Below are 23,362 nucleotides of genomic sequence, written 5' to 3'. Positions count from 1 at the left end.
AAAAGAGGAACTGCCGGTCAGCGCTCGACCACCACGCCGCGCCAGAAGGCGACATGGCCGGCAATCTGCCGCGCTTCCGCCTTGGGTTCGGGGTAATACCAGGCGGCGTTCTCGTTGACCTTGCCATCGACGACCAGGTCGTAATAGCTGGCGCTGCCCTTCCACGGGCAGCTCGTCTGGTGGCCGCTGGGGCGCAGGTGATCCTGGCTGACGGCGGAGAGCGGGAAATACACATTGTTTTCAACGATCTGTACCTGATCGCTGTGCGCTTGCGCAATGACGGCGCCATTCCAGCTTGCTGTAGGCATTCGGCTATCCTCCGGTGAAAGGCAAGTGTAGCCTGAATATCAAGAAACGGCGCGCGCCATTGGTGCGCTGGTGCAACTTACTCTTGCGTAATGATCTGGCGCAAAGCCTGTTCGAACACTTCCGGCGGCTGGCCGCCGGAGATCAAATGGCGTTCGTTGATGATGATGGCCGGCACCGAGCTGATGCCGTTTTGCTGGTAGAACTGTTCACGCGCGCGCACTTCGTCGGCATATTTGCCCGACGTCAGTATGTCCAGCGCCGTCTCCGGATCGAGCCCCGCATCGTCGGCGGCCTTGACCAGCACCTCGTGCGAGGACGGGTCCTGGCCCTGCGTGAAATAGGCCTCGAACAGGGCCATCTTCAGTTCGCGCTGGCGCCCGGCCAGTTCGGCCCAGTGCAGCAGGCGGTGCGCATCAAAGGTGTTGTAGATGCGGCCGCGCTTGTCCATCGAGAACGTAAAACCGAGCGACTCGCCACGCGCGCGTATCGCTTCGCGCGACTGCGCCATCTGTTCCGGGGTCGAGCCATATTTCTCGGCGATATGTTCGCCGATATCCTGGCCTTCCGGTGGCATGTTGACGTTCAGCTCGAATGGCTGGAAATGGATCTCGGCGGCCACCGTGTCTTGCAGGGTGGACAAGGCCTGCTCCAGGGATTTCAGGCCGATCACGCACCAGGGGCAGGAAACGTCGGAGACGAAATCGATACGGACGGGGGTGCGAGTGGTAGCGGGAGTGGTCATGAGGCAGCCTTTGCGCGAGTCGGTGGCGGCCGCACCGCGCGGCGCCGCAAGCCATCCATATGCGTGCGGGCCGGCCAATATCAAGCAGTTACTTTTTCTTCGCGCCGATCTTGCTCTCTTTACCAGCGAGCAGGTTGGCAATATTCTGGCTATGGCGGTAGGCCAGCAGCACGCTCATGACCACCACCGACAGCAGGATCGCGTCGACGCCGAACAGCAGGCCGTAGTAGAAAGGGGCGAACAGGGCCGCCACCAGCGCCGCCAGCGAGGAATAGCGAAACGCGTAGGCGATGATCAGCCAGGTGGCCAAGGTCGCCAGGCCCAGCCATGGGTTAATGCCCAGCAGCACGCCCAGCGCCGTGGCAACCCCCTTGCCGCCGACAAAGCGGAAGAATACGGGCCACAGGTGGCCCAGGAACACGGCGATGGCGACCAGCGCCACGGCCGTCTCGTCCACACCCAGATCAAAAGCGAAGCGGTCGGCCAGGAATACGGCCAGCCAGCCCTTGGCGCCGTCGCCCAGCAGGGTCATGATGGCGGCGCCCTTGTTGCCGCTGCGCAGCACATTGGTCGCGCCCGGATTCTTCGAGCCATAGGTGCGCGGATCGGCGATGCCGTACACCTTGCTCATCACCACGGCGAACGAGATCGAGCCGAGCAAGTAAGCGGCCACTGTCATCGCCAAGGTTGTGATTACTGGATTCATTTCTTCCCTTTGTTATGTGATTGCTACCGGCGTCGAGGCTGGCGCAGCAGAATATACACCAGCGCCCGGCCCAAAGACAGGGCGCCAGTCGATTTCCTTAATCCTGCAGGGCGCAATGCACGGCCTTGGCCTTGAGCACATCGAGCAGCACCTGCGGCGCCAGCGCGACGAGAAAGCCGCGCCGTCCGCCATTGATATAGATGCGCGGCAAGGCCAAAATGCTTTCTTCCACGTAGACCGGCATCGCCTTTTTGGTGCCGAACGGCGAGGTGCCGCCTATCATGTAGCCGGAATGGCGCTGCGCCACTTCGGGCTTGCAAGGCTCGACCGACTTGCAGCCGATGGCGCGCGCCAGGTTTTTGGTCGACACCTTGCAGTCGCCGTGCATCAGCACGATCAAGGGCTTGGCCGCCTCGTCCTGCATCACCAGGGTCTTGATCACCTCGTGTTCGGGCACGCCAAGTTCGCGCGCCGAGACGCTGGTGCCGCCGTGTTCCTCGTAGGGATACGGACATTCGTCAAAGGCGACCTGATGCTTGCGCAGCAGCTGCGTCGCCTGCGTTTCTGAAATATGCTCTTTTTTAGCCATGCGTGATACGCTGATCGTTCAGTGAGGAGTGCTAATTATGCAGCAAGAAATACGCTTTGCCACCTTCAATGTCTGCAATCTTGCCCCGCCGGGCGCCAAGCTGTATGACAACCTGGCGCCCTTGAGCCAGGAACAGTACGACGCCAAGGCGGAATGGACGGCGCACCAGATCGATTTGCTCGACGCCGACGTGATCGGTTTTCAGGAAGTCTTCTCGCAGGCCGCCCTGCGCGACGTGCTGTCGCGCACGCGCCATTACCGCGACGCGGTGCAGGCCGGCTACGACGCGCCCGACGGCCCGGAGCGCCTGCTGCCGACCGTGGCGCTGGTGTCGCGCCTGCCACTGGCCGGCCCCAGCGTGGCCTACGCCGAGTTTCCCGCCGGCGTGGCGATGCCGGCCGACGGCCATCCGGAAGACGCCACCCTGTCGCGCTTCGCCCGCCCGCCGCTGCATGCGCAGGTAATCCTGCCCGGCGGCCAGATCACCGACGTGCTGGTGGTGCATCTGAAATCGCGCCGGCCCGACTACCGCCATGGCGACGGCGCCGATGCGCGCAGCTATGCGCTGGCCAACCTGCGATCGTTGCAGCGGCGTGGCGCCGAAGCGGTGGCGCTGCGCGTGCTGGTGAGCGACCTGGGTCGTAGTGGCCGGCCCTGCATCGTGCTGGGCGACTTCAACGACATCGCCAGCGCCGTCACCACCTCGATCGTGATGGGCGCCGGCGCGCCGTGCGAGCCCGGCAGCGACCTGCCGGAAATGCGCGAACGCCTGTACGACTGCAACGCCATCCAGCTGCGCCAGGACTATCTGCGCCATGTGGGCTATACCAATGTGCACGACAGCACCTACATGACGATCGACCATATCCTCGTCTCCGAGCACTTCCACCCCGCCTCGCCGCGCGCCATCGGTGCGGTGCAGGACGTGCTGTATGTGAATGACCACCTGCTGCAGGCGCTGCCGCAGGCGTCGGACCATGGGCAGGTGGTGGCGCGCATCAGGCTATTCAATCTCAGCTGACCAGCAGCCTTCCCAGCGCGCTCCCCTCCACCTGCGCGCTCGCATGCCGGCCCTGGTACTGGTCGCAGCCCTGCTCGCGCAGGCAGGCCAGCTGCTGCGCCGTTTCCACGCCTTCGGCGATCACCGTCAAGTGCAGCTGGCGCGCCATGGCGATGATGGTGGCGGCCACCGTCAGGTCGTCGCCTTGCAGGAACGAGGGGTCGATTTTCAGCTTGTCGACCGGGTACTGGCGCAGCGTGCCCAGGCGTGAATAGCCGGTGCCGAAGTCGTCGATGCTGATGCTCACGCCCAGCGCGCGCAGCTGCGCCAGCATCTCCATCAGGCGCGTGCCGCCTTTCATGAGGATGCTTTCAGTCACCTCCAGTTCCAGATACGCGGGCGGCAGGCCGGCGCCGTGCAGCGCTTCTTCCACGTCATGCGGCAGCTGGTTCTGCATGCACTGCGCGGCCGACAGGTTGACGCTGACGGCCAGCAGGTGGCCGGCGTCATGCCAGGCGCGGGCCTGTACGCAGGCCTGGCGCAGGACCCAGCCGCCGATCGGCACCATCAGGCCGCATTCTTCGGCCACGCCCATAAAGCGCTCGGGCAGCAGCAGGCCCAGCTGCGGGTGGCGCCAGCGCAGCAGCGCTTCGCAGGCGACCACCATGCCGCTGGCGATGGCGATCACGGGCTGGCAGTCGAGCACGAATTCGCCCTTGCCAAGCGCCGCGCGCAAATCGTGTTCCAGGCTGGCGCGCTCGACGATATGGGCGTTCATGTCGGCGTTGAAGAACTGGACATTGTCGCGGCCGCGGCTCTTGGCGTGGTACATGGCGACGTCGGCGTTATGCATCAGCGCGTCGATGTCGTCGCCGTCGCCGGGAAACACGGAGACGCCGATCGAGACCGACACATGCAGCTCGTACTGGCCCAGCTGATAGACCTGGGTCACGGCCTGCAGCACGCTGGCCGCCACGTGGGCCGCCTGGTCGGCGCCGCCCACTTCGGCCAGCAGGATGACGAATTCGTCGCCGCCGTGGCGGCTGACCGTATCGACGCCGCGCACGCAGCGCACCAGGCGCCGCGCCACCTCCTTGAGCAGCAGGTCGCCCACATGGTGGCCCATGCTGTCGTTGATCTGCTTGAAGTGGTCGAGATCCAGGTACAGCACGGCCAGCATGTGCAGCTTGCGCCGCGCGGCGGCCAGCGCCAGCGACAGCCGGTCGCGCAGCAGCACGCGGTTCGGCAGATCGGTCAGAAAGTCATGCTCGGCCAGGTGGCGGGTCTGCTCTTCGTCTTTCTTGCGCTCGCTGATATCGAGCAGGATGGCCATGTAGTTGCTGGGCTGGCCCGCATGGTCGACGATGGCGGTGAGCGACAGCCAGGCAGGATACGGCGCGCCCGCCTTGCGCGGCGCCAGCAACTCGCCCTGCCAGTGGCCGTCGCGCCGCACCGCGTCCCACGCCTGCGCCAGCACCGCCTGCTGTTCGGCGCTGGCCACATCAATGAAGCGCCGGCCCAGCAGGTCTTGCAGGCGATAGCCGCTGGTCTCGCTGTAGGCCGGGTTGATGCTCACCACCTGCTGCTGTTCATCCATCACCACGATGGCCTCGCGCGCATGCTCGACCACCTGCGCGGCCAGGTGCAGCGAACGCTCGGCCAGCTTGCGCGCGGAGATGTCGCGCACCACGGCGTAGAACAGGTAGCTGTGGTCGACCGTGACGGAGGTGAGCAGCACTTCGCCCCAGAACAGCTCGCCCAGGCAGGTCAGGTAGCGCCACTCGTAGCGGCGGTTGCCGTGCGCATGCGCCTGGGCCGCCATCTGCGCGCCCAGCACGGCCGACACTTCGCCACCGGGCTGGCGCAGCGGCGAAAAATCGCTGAGGCGCCGCCCCAGCAGGCGCTGCCGGTCCTCGCACTGGAACAGCGCCACCGCGGCCGGATTGGCTTCGGCGATATGCTCGTCGCGCAGCAGCACGATGGCGTCCGATGATTTGTCGTACAGCTGGCGGAAATGGTCGGCCATCAGCAGCAGCGCGCCGGCCGGCATGCCGTCGTGGCTGCCGGCCGTGATGTCGACGTCGATGCACACCACGTGGCGTACCCTGCCCTCGTGCAGCAGCGGGAACAGGGTGGAACAGAAGCAGCGCGGGCCGGCGCCGTCCAGCCCCGTCTGCCACAGTCGCGCCGGCCTGGCCTTGCCGCCGGCCAGCACCAGCGCCAGTTCCGGCCCGAAACCGTCGGCCAGTTCGCCGGCCAGTTCGGGCACGGCGGCGTGCGCCACCCAGGTCCAGGGCTGGCCGACGGCCTGCTCGGTGCGCACGCCATACAGGCGCGCGGCGCCCGGACTCCAGTAGCGCACGATGCCGTCGCGGTCGATGCCGCGCACGGCCATGCCCGGCGCCTGCTCGACGGCGGCGGCGATAATGGCCAGGAAGTCGAGCGCCTGGGCGGCCAGCCCCGCGTCCGCGGGCGCGCAGGCCAGCAAACGGCCCGGCGAGGCGGCGGGCCTGGCAATCGGGTCAACCATGCGCTTCCCCTTCGTTCGCTTGACAGCCCGCCCGGTGGCGCAACCATCGCTCCCATTCTTGCCTGCCAGCGTATCGGCTTATTGAGACTGCACAAGCATCGCGTCCCGTTCCCATCGCCCCAGCGTGCATTCCAGCCCCGTTTTTGTGCAATCTGTCGCATGGGGCTGGCAAATAATCGGCAATCTTCATAAAGTGGCAACATGCGCATCGCCGTGAGCCGGTGCCGTGGCAGGCGTGCCATGGCGGCCCGCCACGGCGCTGCGCTACCCGAATGCCCCTACTCTAAAAGTATCCTATGAAAAACGAGACCACGTCCCCGCTGCCGCCGCTCCCTTTCGCCGCGACCCGCCGCCCGCGCCGCTGGCGCGCGCCCGTGCTGATCCTGCTGGTGCTGGGCCTGGCCGGCGGCGGCTGGACGGTGCTGCAGTCAAAACAACAAGCCGCCAAGGCGGCCCAAGCGCAGGCGGCCAAGAAAAAGGAACAGGAAAAAGCGCCCGTGCATGAACTGGCGCAGGGCGACGTGGCCGCCATCACTGCACGCGCACTGAGTGTCAGCCTGCCCCTGTCCGGATCGCTGGCGCCCTTGAACCAGGCCACCATCAAGGCCAAGGTGTCTGGCGAAATCCGCGAAACGACGGTGCAGGAAGGCCAGCAGGTGTCGGGCGGCCAGGTGCTGCTGCGCCTGGATGCGGCCGACCAGCGCGCGCGCCTGACGCAGCAGCAGGCCATGCTCGACGAAGCGCAGGCGCGCCTGTCGATGGCCAGCAAGAACGAAGCGAACAGCCAGGCGCTGCTCAAGCAGAAATACATCTCGCAGACCGCCTACGACACGACGCTAAACTCGGTCGACCTGGCGCGCGCCAGCGTCAAGTCCGCCGCCGCCATGGTGGAGATTGCCCGCATCGCGCTGGCCGACACCGTGATCCGCGCGCCGATGGCCGGCATCGTCAGCAAGCGCCATGTGCAGGCCGGCGAAAAGGTCGCGCCCGACATGCCGGTCTACACCATCGTCAACCTGGCGCAACTGACCCTGGAAGCGCCCGTGCCGAGTGCGGAAATCCCGCGCATCAGAATCGGCCAGGACGTGCGCTTCAAGGTCGACGGCTTTGGCGCGCGCGACTTTGGCGGCAAGGTGGCGCGCATCAACCCCACCACCGAAAGCGGCTCGCGCGCCATGCTGGTGTATATCGCCGTCGACAATGGCGATGGCGCCCTGCGCGGCGGCATGTTCGCCAAGGGCAGCATCGTCACCGAACGCTCGATCGTCGCGCCGATGGTGCCCTTGACGGCCGTGCGCACGGAAAAGCAGGGCACGGTGGTGTACGCCGTGGTCGACAACAAGGTGGTCGCGCAGGCGATCACCCTGGGCCTGCGCAATGAAGACGAAGGCTATGCGGAGGTCAAGGAAGGCCTGGCGCCCGGCGCCAGAGTGATCGTCGCCAAACTCGATGGCGTCAAACCCGGCCATGGCGTGACCTTTGGCGCAACGCCCGCCGCTGCCACGGCAGTGGCGACACCACCGGCCGCGCCGGCACCGAAAGGCTGAACCATGTGGATGACCAAAGTCAGTATCCAGAATCCCGTGTTCGCCACCATGGTGATGGTGGCGCTGGTGGTGCTGGGCGTGTTTTCATACCGGGGCCTGGGCGTGGAAAGCATGCCCAGCGTGCAGTTTCCGTTTGCCGCGATTGAAGTCAATTACCCGGGCGCCTCGCCCGAAGCGGTGGAAAACGACATCACGCGCCCGATCGAAGACGCCGTCAACACCGTCAGCGGCATCAAGACCATCCGCGCCAACTCGTGGGAAGGACGCGCCGGCGTCTACCTGGAATTCGAGCTGTCGACCAATATGGACAAGGCCATGCAGGACCTGCGCGACAAGGTGGCCCTGGTGCGCCCGCGCTTTCCCAAGGAAGCCAAGGACCCGTTCATCGCGCGCGCCGAAGGCGACAACGAGCGCCCGATCGCCACCATCGTGCTGACCTCGACCGGGCATGGCCTGCGCGAGCTGTCGACCATGACGGAGCAGGTGATCAGCAAGCGCTTCCAGAGCGTGGCCGGGGTCGGCCAGGTCAAGCTGCGCGGCCTGCGTGCGCGCCAGATCCTGATCAGCATGAAGCCGGTCGAACTCAATGCCCAGGGCATCGGCGTCGACGAAGTGATCCGCGCCATCCAGGCCACCAATACCAACCTGCCGGCCGGCTCGATCAGCCACGGCGCGGCCGAACAACTGGTGCGCGTGGAAGGCAAGATCAAGGATGCGCGCGAATTCGGCAAGATCATCGTCGCGCGCCGCGCCGTCGGCCCGGTCTACCTGGACCAGGTGGCCACCGTCGTCGATGGCGAGCAGGAAGAGCTGTCGATCTCGCGCATGAACGGCCAGCAGGCCGTGACCATGGAGATCACCAAGGTGCAGGACGCCAATGTGGTCGAAGTGGGCACCGGCATACTGAAAGTGGCGGCCGACCTGCAAAAGACGCTGCCGGCCGATATCAGCCTGCGCGTGCTCGACGACGAATCGGAGCGCGTGCAAAGCCAGCTCAATAACGTCAAGCGCACCATCATCGAAGGCGCGATATTGACCATGGTGATCGTGTTCCTGTTCCTGCACTCGTGGCGCAGCACCATCATCACCGGCTTGACCTTGCCGATTTCGGTGCTGGCCAGCTTTATCGCCATGAAGGCCTTCGGCTTTACGCTCAATTTCCTGACCCTGATGGCGCTCTCCTTGTGCATCGGTCTGCTGATCGACGACGCCATCGTGGTGCGCGAAAACATCGTGCGCCACCTGGGCATGGGCAAGAACCACTACAAGGCGGCCAACGACGGCACCAATGAAATCGGCCTGGCCGTGATGGCCACCACCTTTGCCATCGTCGCCGTGTTCGTGCCGGTCGCCTTCATGGACGGCATTATCGGCCGCTTCTTTCTGCAGTTCGGCATTACCGTGGCGGTGGCGGTGCTGGTGTCGCTGTTCGTCAGCTTCACGCTCGACCCGATGCTGTCGTCGGTGTGGCGCGACCCGGTCAAGGACCGCTTCAAGTACGCGCCGTGGCTGGGCCGCTTCATGGCCTGGCTGGAAACCGGCATCGACCGCCTGCACGTCTGGTACGGCAAGGTGCTGGCGGTGGCCCTGCGCTGGCGCAAGACCACCCTGGCCACCGCCGTCGCCCTGTTCGCCGGCAGCCTGATGCTAGTGCCCATGATCGGCGGCGAGATGTTCCCGGAAACCGACCAGGGCTGGGTCAACCTGCGCTTCAAGACGCCGGTCGGCTCCAGCCTGGAATACACCGACAGCAAAGTGCGCCAGATCGAGCAGGCCTTGAAACAGTTCCCCGAAATCGACAGCCTGGTGGCCAACGTCGGCACCCCCGATGGCCGCAACGCCGCCGAAGTGAACCTGAAACTGACGGACGTGAAAACCCACCAGCGCCGCTCGCAGCAGGAACTGGAAAAACTGATCCGCGAGCGCCTGGCGCCGATCGCCGGCATCACCCTGTCGGTGGGCCAGCGGCCGATCTTTATCGCCATTCTCGGCACCGATGAAGGCAAGCTCGATGCGGTGGCCCACACCTTGATGGACAAGATGCGCGCCATCAAGGGCCTGGCCGACATGGAATACAGCCAGGAAGGCGCCAACCCGTCGACCACCATCAAGATCAACAACGAACTGGCCAGCGACCTGGGCCTGTCGGTGCAGCAGATCGGCAATGCGCTGCGCCCGTTTGTGGCCGGCGACACGGTCAGCCACTGGCTGGCGTCCGACGGCCAGAACTACGACGTCAACGTGCAGCTGCCCAAGTCGGGCCGCCAGAAGGTGGCCGACCTGGCCGACCTGTCGCTGGCGTCCAGCAAACTCGACGCCAGCGGCAAGCCGATCATGATCCCGCTGCGCCAGGTGGTCGACTTCGTGCCCTCGTCCAGTCCGCAGGTATTGAAACGCCAGGCACTGCAGCGCCGGGTCGCCATCTATGCCGGCGTGCAGGGGCGCCCGGCCGGCGACGTCGACGCCGATGTGCAAAAGGCCATCAAGTCGATCGCGCTGCCACCGGGCGTGCGCTTCGACGTGGCCGGCAATGCGCAGCAGATGGCCGAAACCATGGGCGGCGCGATGATGGCGCTGGGGATCGCCGTGATCTTCATCTACCTGGTGCTCGCCTCGCAGTTCGGCAGCTTTTTGCAGCCAATCGCCATCATGGTGTCGCTGCCGCTCTCCCTGATCGGCGTGCTGCTGGCCCTGTTAATCACCGGCAGCACCCTGAATATCTTCTCGGTGATCGGCTTTATCATGCTGATGGGGCTGGTGACGAAAAACGCCATCCTGCTGGTCGACTTTACCAACCAGCGCCAGCGCGAAGGCCTGGGGCAGTTCGCAGCGCTGATGGAAGCGGGCCAGGTGCGCCTGCGGCCGATTTTGATGACCACCCTGGCGATGGTGTTCGGCATGCTGCCGATGGCGATTGGCATGGGCGACGGCGGCGAATCGCAGGCGCCGATGGGGCGCGCCGTGATCGGCGGCGTGCTCACCTCGACCCTGCTGACCCTGGTGGTGGTGCCGGTGGCCTACACCTACCTCGACAGCCTGGGCAAGCGCGCGGCGCGCTTCTTTGGCGGCGGCGAGCACGAGCCCGAAGACGACGGCAAGCTCGCGGTCGTCGGCAAGGCACATTAAGCACACTAAGCAGTCCAAGATCGCCTTCACCGTCCCCGCACTGGCGGGGACGACGCGGCGGCTGCCCGAGAGGGCTTCAGCCTGAAGCGGGCAGGCGCATGGTAAACAGCGCACCGCCGCCAGGCCGGTTGCTCGCTTCGATGCGCCCGCCGTAGGCATGCACGATGGCCTGCGACAGCGCCAGGCCCAGGCCGAAGCCGGGCGCTTCGCCCGCGCGCGCCTGGGCGCCGCGGTAAAAGCGTTCGAACAGGTGCGGCAGGTCTTCCACGCCGATGCCGGCGCCGGCGTCGGCCACGCCGACCAGCGCATCGGCACCGTCGCGCGTCACGTGCACGGTGATCAGGCTGTCGGGTGGCGAAAACTTCACGGCGTTGTCGAGCAGGTTGGCCAGCACCAGGTCGGCGGGGCCGGCCGCCACGCGCGCATGCACGGGCGCGCCTTCATCGAACACGATGCGGATGCCGCGCTGCGCCGCCACGTTGTCCAGGCGACGTGCGGCGGCGCGCGCCAGCGGCGCCAGATCCACGGTTTCGAGCGCATTGCGCTCCTGGCCCGCATCGAGCCGCGTGAGCATCAGCAGCTCTTCGACCAGGGTGGTCAGGCGCTGCACCTCGTCGAGGCAGGACGCCAGCGCAGCGACATAGTCGGGCGTGTCGCGCGGGCGGCGCAGGGTGATTTCGATTTCCGTGCGCAGGCGCGACAGCGGCGAGCGCAATTCGTGCGAGGCGTCGGCCGTGAAGCGGCGCTGCGCCTCATAGCCGTTTTCCAGCCGGTCGAGCATGGCGTTCAGGGTGTCGACCAGGCGGCCGATTTCATCCTGGGTGCCGGCATGGGCCAGGCGCTGGTCCAGGCTGGCCTCGCCGATCGAGCGCGCCTGGCGCACCACGTCGTCGATGGCGCCCAGCACGCGGCGCGCCAGCATTTCGCCGGCCAGGCCAACCGCCGCCAGCAGCGCCAGCGCCAGCGCGCCGAACAGCAAGGTGGCCGCTCCCAGCACGCGGTTGACGTCGTCGAGCGATCCGGCCACCTGCACCGCCAGACGCTCGTTGGAACCGCGCACGGGAATCGACACCATGCGCACCGGCTCCTCGCCGAAGCGGGGCAGGGTCTCGAACACGGTCTGGCCGGCGGCCAGGCGCGCCAGCAGGGCGGCGTCGGCCGGCAGCTGCGCCGCTTCCAGGTTGCGGCTGCGCGCCAGCACGCGGCCCTGGCCGTCGATGATCTGCACCAGGCGGTCGAGCCGTACCAGCGACGGCGGCGACGCGCCAGACAACACCTCGTGCACCTTGACCGGCTGGCGCGGCGCGGCCGGCAGCATCGCCATCTCCGTCTCGCCCAGCGCCAGCAGGGCCGCATCGAGCTGGCCATGCACGGCGCGCGACAGGCCCCAGTAGCCGGCCAGCGCGGTGCAGGCGACGATCGCCGAAATCACCGCCAGGTGCACCAGCAGCAAGCGCTTGCGAAAGCTAACCACCGCTGTTTTCCGCCAGGCGGAAGCCGCGCCCGCGCACCGTATGAATCAGCTGCGCCATGCCCGGCGCATCGACCTTGCCGCGCAAATTGCGCACATGGACGTCGATCAGGTTGTCGATGCCGATCAGGTCCGCCTGCCAGATCTGCTCGGCCAGGCGGGCGCGGCTGACCACCTCGCCCGCCTGGCGCAGCAATATCAGCAGAATCGCGTATTCCTTGGGCGTGAGCACCAGCGGCGCGCCGGCGCGCGTGACCTGGTGGCTGACCGGATCGAGCGTCAGGTCGGCCAGCGCCAGCACCAGCGGGCGGCTGATGTCGGAGCGGCGCAGCAGCGCGCGGATGCGCGCCAGCAGTTCCTCGAATTCGAAAGGCTTGGTCAGGTAGTCGTCGGCGCCCGTGTTCAGGCCCGCGACGCGGTCGGCGGTGGCGTCGCGCGCGGTCAGCATCAGCACCGGCGTCTGGATCGCACGCGCACGCAGGTCGCGGCAAAAGTCGATGCCCTGCTTGCCCGGCAACATCCAGTCGAGCACGATCAGGTCGTAGTCGACGGCGTAGCTTTCGTCCTCGCCCTCTTCGGCGCTGTGCGCCACATCGACCACAAACCCTTCTTCCTGCAAGCCGCGCGCCAGCAGCCGCGCCGCCTTGCGGTCGTCTTCCACCAAGAGGATTCTCATGCCTGCCTTTCGTGTTGCGCCGCCGTTGTACCGACGGCCATTTTACCGCGCCGCATCCTGTGCCAACCAAACCTGAAGAAGGATTCAGGCTTTCTTGGGAGCATCTTCAGGACCACCTTGCTATGCTTTCCGGGCGCTGTTTTGACCACCGCATTCTACTGCCCGCCTGGGCACGGCATCCCCGCATGCCCCCATCACGACCAACAACAAGGAAACACGGGATGAACACGACCACCCCCAACGCCATGGCCATGGGCGCATGCGCCCTGGCCGCCGCACTCGCCTGCACCGGCCTGGCCGGCTGCGGCAAGGCCACCGAGGCGGCCCAGCCGCAGGCGCAACTGCGCCATCTGGACGATGGCAGCATCGAAGTGAACAAGATGGCGCCGCTGCGCCAGCGCCTGCAGGTCGAACCGGTGCTCGAACGCGAGATCGCCACCGAGACCGAGGCGCCGGGCAGCATTGAGGCGATGCCGGAAAAACTGGTGCGCATCACGCCGCCCGTGGCCGGGCGCATCACGCATCTGCAGCGCAGCCTCGGCGACAGCGTCAAGGCTGGCGACGCGCTGTTTACGCTCGACTCGGCCGAACTGAGCGCGGCCTACGCGGAGCACGGCAAGGCCGGTTCGGCGCTGCTGCAGGCGCGCCAGGAACTGCAGCGCCAGAAGACCCTGTTCGAGGCGGAAATCGCCGCGCGCAAGGACTATGAAGCGGCGCAGGCAAGCTACGACCAGGCCAGTAGCGACGCCCAGGCCAGCGCCGACAAGCTGGCCCAATATGGCGCCGGCGCCGGCGCACGCGGTTCGCGCCGCGACTACGTGCTGCGCTCGCCGATTGCCGGCACCGTGATCGCCATGGACGGCGCCCAGGGCGGCTACTGGAACGATATCAACGCCCCCGTGATGACGGTGGCCGACCTGTCGACGGTCTGGCTGTCGGCCAATGTGGCCGAAAAAGACCTGGCGCAGGTGGCCGTCGGCCAGGCCGCGCGCATCAAGGTCGATGCCTGGCCCGGCAAGTCGTTCGACGGCAAGGTCGCCTATGTGGGCGCGGTGCTCGACGCCGAGACGCGCACGGTCAAGGTGCGCGTTGCCATCGACAACCGCGCTGGCGCCTTCAAGCCGGGCATGTTCGCGCGCGCCGCTTTTACCGGCGCGAGCCGGCGCGCCATCGTGGTGCCGGCGTCGGCCCTGCTGCAAGGCGGGCTGGACACGCGCGTGATGGTCGAACGCACGGCGCTGCATTTTGTGCCAAAGGTGGTGCAGGTGGGCGCCAGCCACGACGGCCAGGTGGAGATCGTCTCGGGCCTGCGGCCGGGCGAGCGCATCGTGGTCAAGGAAGGAGTGCTGCTCAATGATTGATCGCCTGATCGCCACCTGCTGCCAGCGGCGCGGCATCGTCTGGCTGGTGCTGCTGTTTGTCGCCATCTACGGCGTCTACAGCTGGCGGCAGCTGCCCATCGAAGCCTATCCCGATATCGCCGACGTCACCTCGCAGATCGTCACGCAAGTGCCGGGCCTGGGCGCCGAGGAAATCGAACAGCAGATCACGATTCCGCTCGAACGCGCGCTGCTGGGCACGCCCGGCATGCATGTGCTGCGCACGCGCAGCCTGTTCGCGCTGTCGCTGGTGACCGTGGTGTTCGAGGACGGCAGCGACGGCTACTTCACGCGCCAGCGGCTGCAGGAGCGCATGGCCACCGTCAACCTGCCCTATGGCGCCAAGCCGGCGCTCGACCCGTACACCTCGCCCACCGGCGAGATCTACCGCTATACGCTGGAATCGAAAACGCGCAGCCTGCGCGAATTGTCCGAACTGCAGTTCTGGACCGTGATCCCGCGCCTGCAGCAGGTGCGCGGCGTGGCCGACGTCAGCAATTTTGGCGGCCTGACAACGCAATTCATGCTGGAGCTCGACCCGGCAAAATTGTCGAGCTACGGCCTGTCGCTGGCCCAGGTCAAGGATGCCATCAACGCCAACAATCTCAGCGGCGGCGGCAGCGTGATCGACCGTGGCCAGCAGTCCTATGTGGTGCGCGGCGTGGGCCTGCTGCATACACTCGACGACATGGGCAATGTGGTGGTGAGCTCGAAAAATGGCGTGCCGGTGCTGTTGAAAGACCTGGGCAAGCTCGCCTACGGCAACGTCGAGCGGCGCGGCATCCTCGGCAAGGACAGCAATCCCGACACCATCGAGGGCATCACCCTGCTGCTGAAGGACTTCAATCCGTCCGAGGCGCTGGCCGGCATCCATGCGGCCGTTGACGAGCTCAATATGCGGGTGCTGCCGAAAGACGTCAAAATCGTGCCGTACCTGGACCGCAGCTCGCTGATCGACGCCACCTTGCACACGGTCGGCGCGACCCTGGGCGAAGGCATGCTGCTGGTCGCCCTGGTGCTGCTGCTGTTCCTGGGCAGCCCGCGCGCGGCCGCCATCGTCGCGCTGACGATACCGCTGGCGCTGCTGATCGCCTTTATCTTCATGCATCACTTCAAAATTCCCGCCAACCTGCTGTCACTGGGGGCGATCGACTTCGGCATCCTGGTCGACGGCTCGGTGGTGGTGCTGGAAAACCTGCTGCGCCGCCGCGAGCGCGAGCAGCAGCGGGCCTTGACCATCAACGATGCGATCGAGGCGACCTTGCAGGTGGCGCGCCCGATCATGTTCGGCATGGCCGTCATCATCGCCGCGTATTTGCCGCTGTTCGCCTTCCAGCGCATCGAATACAAGCTGTTTTCGCCGATGGCCTATGCGGTCGGCGCGGCGCTGGTCGGCGCGCTGGTGGTGGCGCTGGTGCTGATCCCGGGACTGGCCTGGATCGCGCTGCGCAAGCCGCGCCCCATGTTCCATAACCGCGCGCTGGAAAAACTGGGCACGCTGTACGGCCGCTTTCTCGACCGTGCGGTGGGCGGCAAACGCTGGGTGGTGATGGTGTGCGCCGCCTCGCTGGCGGGCCTGGCGCTGCTGGGCGCGACCATCGGCCGCGACTTCCTGCCCTATCTCGACGAAGGCTCCCTGTGGCTGCAGGTGCAGATGCCGCCCGGGATCACGCTGGAGAAAGCGGCCCTCATGGCCAGCGAACTGCGGCGCGCCGCGCTGGAGTTTCCGCAGGTGTCGACCATCGTCACCCAGACCGGGCGCAACGACGACGGCACCGATTACTGGACGCCGTCGCATATCGAAGCGAGCGTCGGCCTGCAGCCGTATAAAAGCTGGCCATCGGGCATGAGCAAGCAGGATCTGATCGCCAAAATGAACGAGCGCTTTGCGCGCATGCCCGGCTACACGGTGGCCTTCATGCAGCCGATGATCGACGGCGTGCAGGACAAGCTGTCGGGCGCGCACAGCGACCTGACGGTCAAGATCTTCGGCAATGACTTGGGTGAAGTACGCACCCTGGCCGGCCAGGTGGCCAAGGTGCTGCGCACCGTACCGGGCGCCTCCGACGTGGCGGTCGACGTCGAGCCGCCGCTGCCCAACCTGAAGGTAGAACTCGACCGCGCCGCCGCCGCCCGCTACGGCATCAACGCGGCCGACGTGGCCGACCTGATCTCGACCGGCATCGGCGGCGCGCCCATCGGCCAGCTGTACGTGGGCGAGAAAAGCTACGACATCGCCGTGCGCTTCCCGCCAGCCATGCGCTCGAGCCCCGACGCCATCGCCGCCCTGATGCTGACGGCCGCCAATGGCGCGCGCATCCCGCTGGCGCAGGTGGCCAAAATCAGCACCACCTCGGGCGAGAGCGTGATCGTGCGCGAAATGGGCCGGCGCCACATCATCGTGCGCCTGAACGCGCGTGGCCGCGACCTGGCCAGCTTCCTGGCCGAGGCGCGCCCGCTGCTGGAACAGGCCGTGCCCTACGACCATCAGCGCATCAGCATGGCATGGGGCGGCCAGTTCGAGAATCTGCAGCGCGCGCAAAGCCGCCTGGCCATCATCCTGCCGATGACCCTGGGCGCCATGTTCCTGCTGCTGTTCTGCCAGTTCCACAACCTGCGCCAGCCGGCGCTGGTGCTGCTGGCCGTGCCGCTGGCCATGCTGGGCGGCCTGGCCGCGCTGCACCTGCGCGGCATGACCCTGAACGTATCGAGCGCGGTCGGCTTTATCGCCCTGTTCGGCGTGGCCGTATTGAACGCCGTGCTGATGCTGGCCCAGCTCAACCGGCTGCGCAGCCAGGAACACAAGAGCCTGCGCGAGGCCGTGCTCGAAGGCGCGCGCGACCGCATGCGCCCGGTGCTGATGACGGCCACCGTGGCCGCCCTGGGGCTGACGCCGGCCATGCTGGCCACGGGCTTGGGCAGCGACGTGCAGCGCCCGCTGGCCACGGTGGTGGTGGGCGGCCTGGTGACGGCCACCGCACTGACGCTGCTGCTGTTGCCGGCCTTGTATTACCTGATCGAGGCCCATGTCGCCCAAAAAACCGCGCGCCAGACCCATACCGAAGGAGTTACGCATGACACGCTTTAACTGGCTACTGGCGGCCTGGCTGGCCGCCCCCGGCGCCATGGCCGCGCCACTGAGTTTTGATACCTATCTGTCGGCCGTCGAGCACAACAGCCTGGAACTGCAGGCGCAGCAGCAAAGCATCACCTCGGCCAAGGCCGGCATCGGCATCGCCGGCCTGCGCCCCGACCCGCAATTTTCGCTGGGCGCGGGGCGCGAGGCGGTGCGCTCGCTGCCGCGCCACCCCCTTACCTGGACGCCGGCGCTGTCGATGACGATCGAGACGGGCGGCAAGCGCGACGCGCGCATCAAGGCCGCGCACAGCAATGTGGCGCTGGCCGAGGAAACCGTGGCCGGCTTCAAAAGCGCGCTGTATGCGAGCAGCGCGGCGGCCTTTACGGAGGCCTGCCGCACGCGCGACGTGGCCGCGCGCAAGGAGCAAACCTTGGCGGCGCTGTCGAAAGTGGTGGCCGCCAACGAGGTGCGGCGCAAGGCGGGCGACGTGGGCGGCATCGAACTGCTGCAGTCGCGCGTCGAACGCGACCAGTTCCGGGCCGAGCTGCTGCAGGCGCGCAGCGATGCGCAAGGCGCGCAGCTGGCCTTGTCGCCGCTGCTGGGCAAGCCACTGGAGGAGGTATTCCCGCAGGCGCAACTGGCCTGCGAGGTGGCCAGCTTTGACGGCGGCGCCACCAGCGCCCTGCTGGCGCAGGCACTCGAGGCGCGCAGCGACGTGCGCATCGCGCGCGCCGCGCTGGACAATCAACGCGACGGCGCGGCCCTGGTGCGCGCCAACCGCTCGGTCGACCCGACCGTCACCCTGGGCCTGTCGGCCGTGCGCGGCTACCATGATGGCGTCGATGGCAATGGCGCGCCGGTCGATGGCGCGGCCCGTTCGCGCGCCGTGACGCTGACGCTGGCGGTGCCGATTGCGCTGTCGCGGCGCGACCATGGCGACGTGGTGCAGGCCGAAGCGGGCGTGACGCAGGCGATGCTGGCGCTGCGCCAGGCCGAACTGCAGGCGCAGATCCAGGTGCGCGCGGCACAGCTGCAACTGCACGCGGCGCAGGACAAGCTGGCGCGCTACCGCGACGGCGTGCTGGCCGACGCGCAAAAGGTGGTCGATGGCCTGCGCCTGTCCTACTTCAGCGGCAACGCCTCGCTGCTGGAGTGGCTGGCGGCGCAGCGCTCGGCCGACGATGCCTGGCAAGGCTATCTGCAGGCGCGCGCCGATGCCGCCTATGCCAGCGCGCAGCTGCAACTGGCCATCGGCCGTCGGCCGGTGCTGTAAGGGAAGAACGACAGCCGGCGCGCTGATGGCGCGCCGGAGAGGAACGGAAAAGTTACTGCGGCTGGGCCGGTGCGTCGTCGCCGGTGGCCTCTTCGGCATCGGCATCGTCAGCGTCTTCGCCGTCTTCGCCTTCGGCGCCATCGGCCGGCTTCGGATTGTTTTTCGCTTCCAGCTTGCGCCTGGCTTTTTCCTCGGCTTTCTTTTTCTTTTCCAGCTCTTTTTGCCGTTTTTCGTATTGGAAATTTGTCTTGGCCATTTACTACCTCTTTAATGTTTTGTTGTGACAGATATGCGCACTAACCACATTATGACGCAGTTGGGCCAAATGCAAAATTTTCAGCCCCGCGGATGATGCGCGGCATGCAGCAGTTTCAGGCGTTCGCGCGCCACGTGCGTATAGATCTGGGTGGTGGAAATATCGGAATGGCCCAATAACAATTGCACCACGCGCAAGTCCGCACCGTGGTTCAGCAAATGGGTGGCAAATGCGTGGCGCAAGGTGTGCGGCGACAAGGGCGCCGTGATGCCGGCGTTCATCGCGTGTTTCTTGATAATCACCCAGAACATCTGCCGCGTCATGGCGCCGCCACGGCGCGTGACGAACAAGGCGTCATCCATCTGGCCGTCGAGGATGATGGCGCGCGCGTCCTTCAGGTAGCGCTCGATCCAGCGCCGCGCCTGCTCGCCGAACGGCACCAGCCGCGTCTTGTCGCCCTTGCCGGTAATGCGCAACACACCGTCGTTCAGGCTCAGTTCCACCGCTTTCAGGTCCACCAGTTCGGACACCCGCAGGCCGCTCGCATACATCAGTTCGAGCATGGTGCGCTCGCGCAGGCCCAGCGGCGTGGACACGTCCGGCGCGGCCAGCAGCGCTTCGACCTGCGCTTCACTCAAGGTATGGACAAAGCGCGTCGGCTGCCGGGCCGACACCAGCTTGAGGCAAGGGTCGGCCTCGATCCGCTTCTGGCGCAGCGCCAGCTGGTAAAAGCGCTTGAGCACCGACAGGCGGCGGTTCGACGAGGTCGCCTTGCTGTCGTCGTGGCGGGCGGCGAAATAGGCTTCGATGTCGCCGGTGGCCACATCGAACAGGCTGTCGCGCCCGGGACGGTTCACCTCCAGCCAGCGCGCGAACAGGCGCATGTCGCGCCGGTAGGCGTCGAGCGAGTTTTTCGACAGGCCGTCTTCCAGCCACAGGCTGTCGCAAAATTCGTCGATCAGGGTGGCGTTGTCGGGCGCAAGCAGGCTGTTCATCATTGGCGCGGTCGCGATCAAAACATTAAATGTGGCAAATATACAACTTGGACTGGCTTGATATGCACCAGAAAGTGGCGCACACACGATTATGCATGCACCAGGGCCGGGCCGGTGGCGGTTTGCGGCGGACGAAAAAAAAGCGCACCAGCTGGTGCGCTTCAAGTATTGCTTCACGTTCCCGGTCGTTTGGGTCCGCCGGTGCAAGCTTGTGGCCGCAGACAGCTATGACTCAACAACTTCTGTGAAACGTGTGTCTCCTCAATATATCCCCGGCATCAATACCGTTTTTATAGCCACTCCCCCACCAACTTTGTGACCAATTCTGTACTGTTTCCTTGCGACCGGCCCGTATAAGCTTATACGTGTTTCCCCGTAAGGCTGCCCATCATAACGTATTTAATCTTCAGGATCGACTTTTTTTGCACCATCAAAGGGAGCCGTGTCCGCCATGCAAAAGGCACTGGCGGGACAGCCACAAACTGTGGTATGTCACGAATTTGTCACAATTGCCGATGGCTTATTTTGCGCTTTCGCGGTTGATGGCCGAAATCCACTCCTTGCCGATCCGCTGTTCCATGGTTTTCTGCACCGGCGCCAGCGCGCGGCGCCATTCGGCCTGTTCCTGCACGCTCAGGGTATAGATCTGTGTCTTGCCGCTCTTGCGTATCAATTCCAGCGCCTTGTCGTTGTCACTCTGGGCGATCGCCTTTTCAAACGTGGTCGCCTCCTTCATCGCCTTTTCCAGCTGGCTGCGAATATCCGACGGCAGGCCGTCCCAGAACTTCTTGTTGACGATGACGGCGTAGCCCAGGTAGCCGTGGTTCGACACCGTCATGTGTTTCTGCACCTCGTGCATCTTTTGCGTATACATATTGGACGGCGGGTTTTCGGTGCCGTCGACCACGCCCGTCTGCAGCGCGCGATACGCTTCCGAAAACGCCAGCGCCTGCGGATTGGCGCCCAGCGCGCGCATCTGCGCGTCGAGCACGTTCGAGGACTGGATGCGCATCTTCAGCCCCTTGAAGTCGGCCGGATGGTGCAGCGGGCGGTTGGCCGACATCACCTTGAAGCCATTGTCCCAGTAGGCCAGGCCGGTGATGCCCTTCGGTTCGAGTTTTTTCAGCAGGCCCTTGCCGATATCGCCTTCGGTGACGTTGTACAGCGCCGTCTTGGTGGGGAAGATATACGGCAGGTCGAACACTTCGAATTCCTTCACGCCCAGCGGGCCGAACTTGGCCAGCGAGGGCGCCAGCATCTGCACCGCCCCCAGCTGCAGCGCTTCGAGTTCTTCCTTGTCTTTATACAGTTGGCTGTTCGGATACAGGTCGACGCGGACCTTGCCGCGCGTGGCTTTTTCGGCCAGCAGCTTGAAGCGTTCGGCGGCCTGGCCCTTGGGCGTATCAGGCGCCACCACGTGGCTGAATTTGATGACGATGGGCGCTTGCGCGCCGGCATGGCTGCCCGCGCCGGTACCGATCGCCAGCCATGACAGGGCCAGCATGGATTTGATGTGCATTGCAGTCTCCGTGGCGAAAACAGATGCCTTATTATGGATCTGCGCCGATAATGTGCGAAATAATGGAATTAAGCCAGTGTGGTTAACCACACTGGCACCACCCCGAGAACGCGCTACCCTGCGAGCCATGAAAAATCCGCCCACCTTCGCGCGCCGTCTGCAGTTTACCAGCCCCGTGCGTTGGCTGCTGCCGGTACTGCTGCTGCTGCTGTTCCTGTCCGTGCTGTTCTGGCTGCCATGGCAGGCGCGCCAGATGGAAAGCAACGAGCGCCAGGAGCAGCTGATCGCCGATACCTTATGGGTCGAGCAGACCATCCGCTTCCAGCTGGCGCGCAACGAGGAAAGCCTGTTCAACCTGGGCACCGATATCGCCAAGGGCACGGTGCCGCCGGCCGGCGTGCACGAGCGGCTGCAGCAGATGCTGCGCAACGGGCGCGAACTGCAGCGCGTGATCTGGCTCGACACGAGCGGCCAGGTGCGCGCCTCGAGCGACCATACCCTGAGCCAGGAAACCCACTTTTCGGCGCTGTCGCTGACGGCCGGCGACAATGCGCGCCGCCTGCACCGGGGCCAGTACGCCCAGCCGGCGCAGCAGAGCGGCTTTCCCGACGCGCCGCCCGGCGCCATGCTGATGGACTACCACCAGCCGCTGTTCGGCGGCCAGCAGTATATCGGCAGCCTGGTGGCGACCTACCAGGTCAGCAGCCTGCTCGATGAAATGGTACCCTGGTGGTTCGCCCAGGACAACCAGATCTCGCTGATCGACCGCGACGACAAGGTGCTGGCGCGGCGCGCCGCCGCCGGCCCCGGCCACGGCGTGTACACCCACAAACGCGCGCTCGACGTGCCGGGCGCGAACATCACCCTGTTTACCGACAGCGTGAAAAGCCAGCCCAAGCTGCTGCCCAATCTGCTGGTCGGCTCGGTGATCGCGCTGTCGCTCGGTTTGCTGTGGAGCTTGCTGGCCCTGTGGCGCCATATCTCGCGCCGCCTGACGGCCGAAGGCGCGCTGCGCCAGCAGATGCTGTTTCGCACGGCGATGGAAAATTCGCTGGTCACCGGCATGCGCGCGCGCGACCTGGAAGGACGCGTGACGTATGTGAATCCGGCGTTCTGCCAGATGGTCGGCTACAGCTCGGAAGAAATCCTCGGCCGCCTGCCGCCGATGCCCTACTGGGCGCCCGAGGCGATGGACGAATACCAGCAGCGCTTTGCCAAGGCGCTGGCCGGCAATGTCACGCCGCAATTTGAAACCCATTTCCAGCGCCCCGACGGCACCCGCGTGCCGGTGCTGATCTTCGAAGCGCCGCTGGTCGACAAGAACGGCAAGCAGACCGGCTGGATGGGTTCCGTGCTCGATATCTCGGACCGCAAGCGGGTGGAAGAACTCAATCGCCAGCAGCAGGAAAAGCTGCAGACCAGCGCGCGCCTGGCCACCATGGGCGAGCTGGCGTCGATGCTGGCGCATGAGCTGAACCAGCCGCTGGCGGCCATTTCCAGCTATACCACCGGCGCGCTGAACCTGATCAACCGGGCCAGCGACAGCGGCCAGCCGGTGCAAACCACTATCCTGAAACCGGCGCTGGAACAGGCCAGCGCGCAGGCGCAGCGGGCCGGCCAGATCATCCGCAGCGTGCACGATTTCGTGCGCAAGAGCGAACCGCAGCGCCAGGACATCGCCATCCGCAGCCTGGTCGACGGCATCCGCGCGCTGATCGACCTGCAGGCGCGCAAATTCTATGTCACCGTCGTCGAAGAGATCGCGCCCGAGCTGCCGCTGCTGCATGCCGATCCGGTGATGATCGAACAGGTGCTGCTGAATCTGACGCGCAACGCCATCGAAGCGATGCAGGACGCGGCGCCCGGACGGCGTATCATGCGCCTGCGCGCCAGTTACGACGCGCAGCAGGAAATGGTGACGGTGGACGTGATCGACCAGGGCCATGGCATACCGAAGGATGTGGCCGAACGGCTGTTTTCGCCGTTTTTCTCGACCAAGGCCGAAGGCATGGGCATGGGCCTCAATATCTGCCGCACCGCCATCGAGTTCCATGGCGGCGCCCTGACCTTTGCGCCCAATCCTGCCGGCGGCACGATTTTCACCTTCAGCGTGCCGGCCGTGCCGCGCACCGTAACGTATCACGCGACCAACGCATAACGACAGC

General features: G+C 65.9%; 17 protein-coding genes. 7 read left to right on the top strand and 10 right to left on the bottom strand.

Features of this window, described 5'->3' with window-relative positions; all coding sequences use genetic code 11:
- Positions 1–17 precede the first annotated feature (17 nt).
- The 4 genes from ASR47_RS21415 to ybaK all read right to left on the bottom strand — a co-directional run bounded on the left by ASR47_RS21415 (position 18) and on the right by ybaK (position 2,346).
- Positions 18–308: a DUF427 domain-containing protein gene (locus ASR47_RS21415; RefSeq protein ID WP_065309813.1), complete on the bottom strand. Its 291-nt coding sequence runs from the start codon at positions 306–308 to the stop codon at positions 18–20.
- Positions 309–385: 77 nt separating this feature from the next.
- Positions 386–1,051 carry a DsbA family oxidoreductase gene (locus ASR47_RS21410; protein ID WP_065309965.1) on the bottom strand — a complete coding sequence of 222 codons (666 nt, stop codon included), beginning with the start codon at positions 1,049–1,051 and terminating at the stop codon, positions 386–388.
- Positions 1,052–1,139: 88 nt separating this feature from the next.
- Complete coding sequence (gene plsY, locus ASR47_RS21405) at positions 1,140–1,757, bottom strand: glycerol-3-phosphate 1-O-acyltransferase PlsY (protein WP_245714438.1); 618 nt, start codon at positions 1,755–1,757, stop codon at positions 1,140–1,142.
- Between the two features lie 97 nt (positions 1,758–1,854).
- Positions 1,855–2,346, bottom strand: coding sequence for a Cys-tRNA(Pro) deacylase (gene ybaK, locus ASR47_RS21400; protein WP_065309811.1), 492 nt, complete (start codon positions 2,344–2,346; stop codon positions 1,855–1,857).
- 37 nt (positions 2,347–2,383) lie between these two features.
- Here ybaK and ASR47_RS21395 point away from each other — a divergent pair, with 37 nt between their 5' ends.
- Positions 2,384–3,367 (top strand): endonuclease/exonuclease/phosphatase family protein, encoded by a 984-nt coding sequence (locus ASR47_RS21395; RefSeq protein WP_065309810.1) that lies wholly within the window; start codon positions 2,384–2,386, stop codon positions 3,365–3,367.
- On the opposite strand, the gene ASR47_RS21390 is transcribed toward ASR47_RS21395, so the two are convergent.
- Positions 3,360–5,876 carry a sensor domain-containing protein gene (locus ASR47_RS21390; protein WP_082989078.1) on the bottom strand — a complete coding sequence of 839 codons (2,517 nt, stop codon included), beginning with the start codon at positions 5,874–5,876 and terminating at the stop codon, positions 3,360–3,362. The genes ASR47_RS21395 and ASR47_RS21390 overlap by 8 nt on opposite strands.
- A gap of 296 nt (positions 5,877–6,172) precedes the next feature.
- Here ASR47_RS21390 and ASR47_RS21385 point away from each other — a divergent pair, with 296 nt between their 5' ends.
- Complete coding sequence (locus ASR47_RS21385; protein ID WP_065309809.1) at positions 6,173–7,423, top strand: efflux RND transporter periplasmic adaptor subunit; 1,251 nt, start codon at positions 6,173–6,175, stop codon at positions 7,421–7,423.
- A 3-nt stretch (positions 7,424–7,426) separates the two neighbouring features.
- Positions 7,427–10,549, top strand: coding sequence for an efflux RND transporter permease subunit (locus ASR47_RS21380; protein WP_065309808.1), 3,123 nt, complete (start codon positions 7,427–7,429; stop codon positions 10,547–10,549).
- Positions 10,550–10,625: 76 nt separating this feature from the next.
- Here the strand turns inward: ASR47_RS21380 and ASR47_RS21375 are convergent, their stop codons facing one another.
- Together ASR47_RS21375 and ASR47_RS21370 are read right to left on the bottom strand one after the other, a co-directional pair.
- A complete protein-coding gene (locus ASR47_RS21375; RefSeq protein ID WP_065309807.1) occupies positions 10,626–12,023 on the bottom strand; it encodes a sensor histidine kinase in 1,398 nt (465 codons plus the stop codon).
- On the bottom strand, positions 12,016–12,696 hold the full coding sequence (locus tag ASR47_RS21370) for a response regulator transcription factor (protein WP_065309806.1): 681 nt from the start codon (positions 12,694–12,696) through the stop codon (positions 12,016–12,018). The genes ASR47_RS21375 and ASR47_RS21370 overlap by 8 nt, the downstream gene beginning before the upstream one ends.
- Before the next feature lie 221 nt (positions 12,697–12,917).
- On the opposite strand from ASR47_RS21370, the gene ASR47_RS21365 reads away from it, so the two are divergent.
- Genes ASR47_RS21365 through ASR47_RS21355 form a run of 3 tightly spaced genes read left to right on the top strand, consistent with a single transcriptional unit; the run spans position 12,918 to position 18,427 of the window.
- Positions 12,918–14,057 carry an efflux RND transporter periplasmic adaptor subunit gene (locus ASR47_RS21365; RefSeq protein ID WP_065309805.1) on the top strand — a complete coding sequence of 380 codons (1,140 nt, stop codon included), beginning with the start codon at positions 12,918–12,920 and terminating at the stop codon, positions 14,055–14,057.
- On the top strand, positions 14,050–17,163 hold the full coding sequence (locus ASR47_RS21360; protein ID WP_065309804.1) for an efflux RND transporter permease subunit: 3,114 nt from the start codon (positions 14,050–14,052) through the stop codon (positions 17,161–17,163). Before ASR47_RS21365 ends, ASR47_RS21360 begins: the two co-directional genes overlap by 8 nt.
- Complete coding sequence (locus tag ASR47_RS21355) at positions 17,150–18,427, top strand: TolC family protein (RefSeq protein WP_065309803.1); 1,278 nt, start codon at positions 17,150–17,152, stop codon at positions 18,425–18,427. The genes ASR47_RS21360 and ASR47_RS21355 overlap by 14 nt, the downstream gene beginning before the upstream one ends.
- A 52-nt stretch (positions 18,428–18,479) precedes the next feature.
- On the opposite strand, the gene ASR47_RS21350 is transcribed toward ASR47_RS21355, so the two are convergent.
- The 3 genes from ASR47_RS21350 to ASR47_RS21340 all read right to left on the bottom strand — a co-directional run bounded on the left by ASR47_RS21350 (position 18,480) and on the right by ASR47_RS21340 (position 21,182).
- Positions 18,480–18,683 (bottom strand): hypothetical protein, encoded by a 204-nt coding sequence (locus ASR47_RS21350; protein WP_065309802.1) that lies wholly within the window; start codon positions 18,681–18,683, stop codon positions 18,480–18,482.
- 80 nt (positions 18,684–18,763) lie between these two features.
- Positions 18,764–19,681 (bottom strand): site-specific tyrosine recombinase XerD, encoded by a 918-nt coding sequence (xerD, locus tag ASR47_RS21345; RefSeq protein ID WP_065309963.1) that lies wholly within the window; start codon positions 19,679–19,681, stop codon positions 18,764–18,766.
- A 517-nt stretch (positions 19,682–20,198) separates the two neighbouring features.
- Complete coding sequence (locus tag ASR47_RS21340; RefSeq protein ID WP_425402759.1) at positions 20,199–21,182, bottom strand: TRAP transporter substrate-binding protein; 984 nt, start codon at positions 21,180–21,182, stop codon at positions 20,199–20,201.
- 142 nt (positions 21,183–21,324) lie between these two features.
- Between ASR47_RS21340 and ASR47_RS21335 the strand changes: the two genes are divergently transcribed.
- Positions 21,325–23,355 (top strand): PAS domain S-box protein, encoded by a 2,031-nt coding sequence (locus ASR47_RS21335; protein ID WP_065309800.1) that lies wholly within the window; start codon positions 21,325–21,327, stop codon positions 23,353–23,355.
- Positions 23,356–23,362: the final 7 nt, after the last annotated feature.

Origin of the sequence: Janthinobacterium psychrotolerans (assembly GCF_001677885.1) — a bacterium.
Lineage (GTDB): Bacteria > Pseudomonadota > Gammaproteobacteria > Burkholderiales > Burkholderiaceae_D > Janthinobacterium > Janthinobacterium psychrotolerans.
Note: the sequence above shows the minus strand (reverse complement) of the source record. Positions and strands in the feature narration are given on the sequence as shown.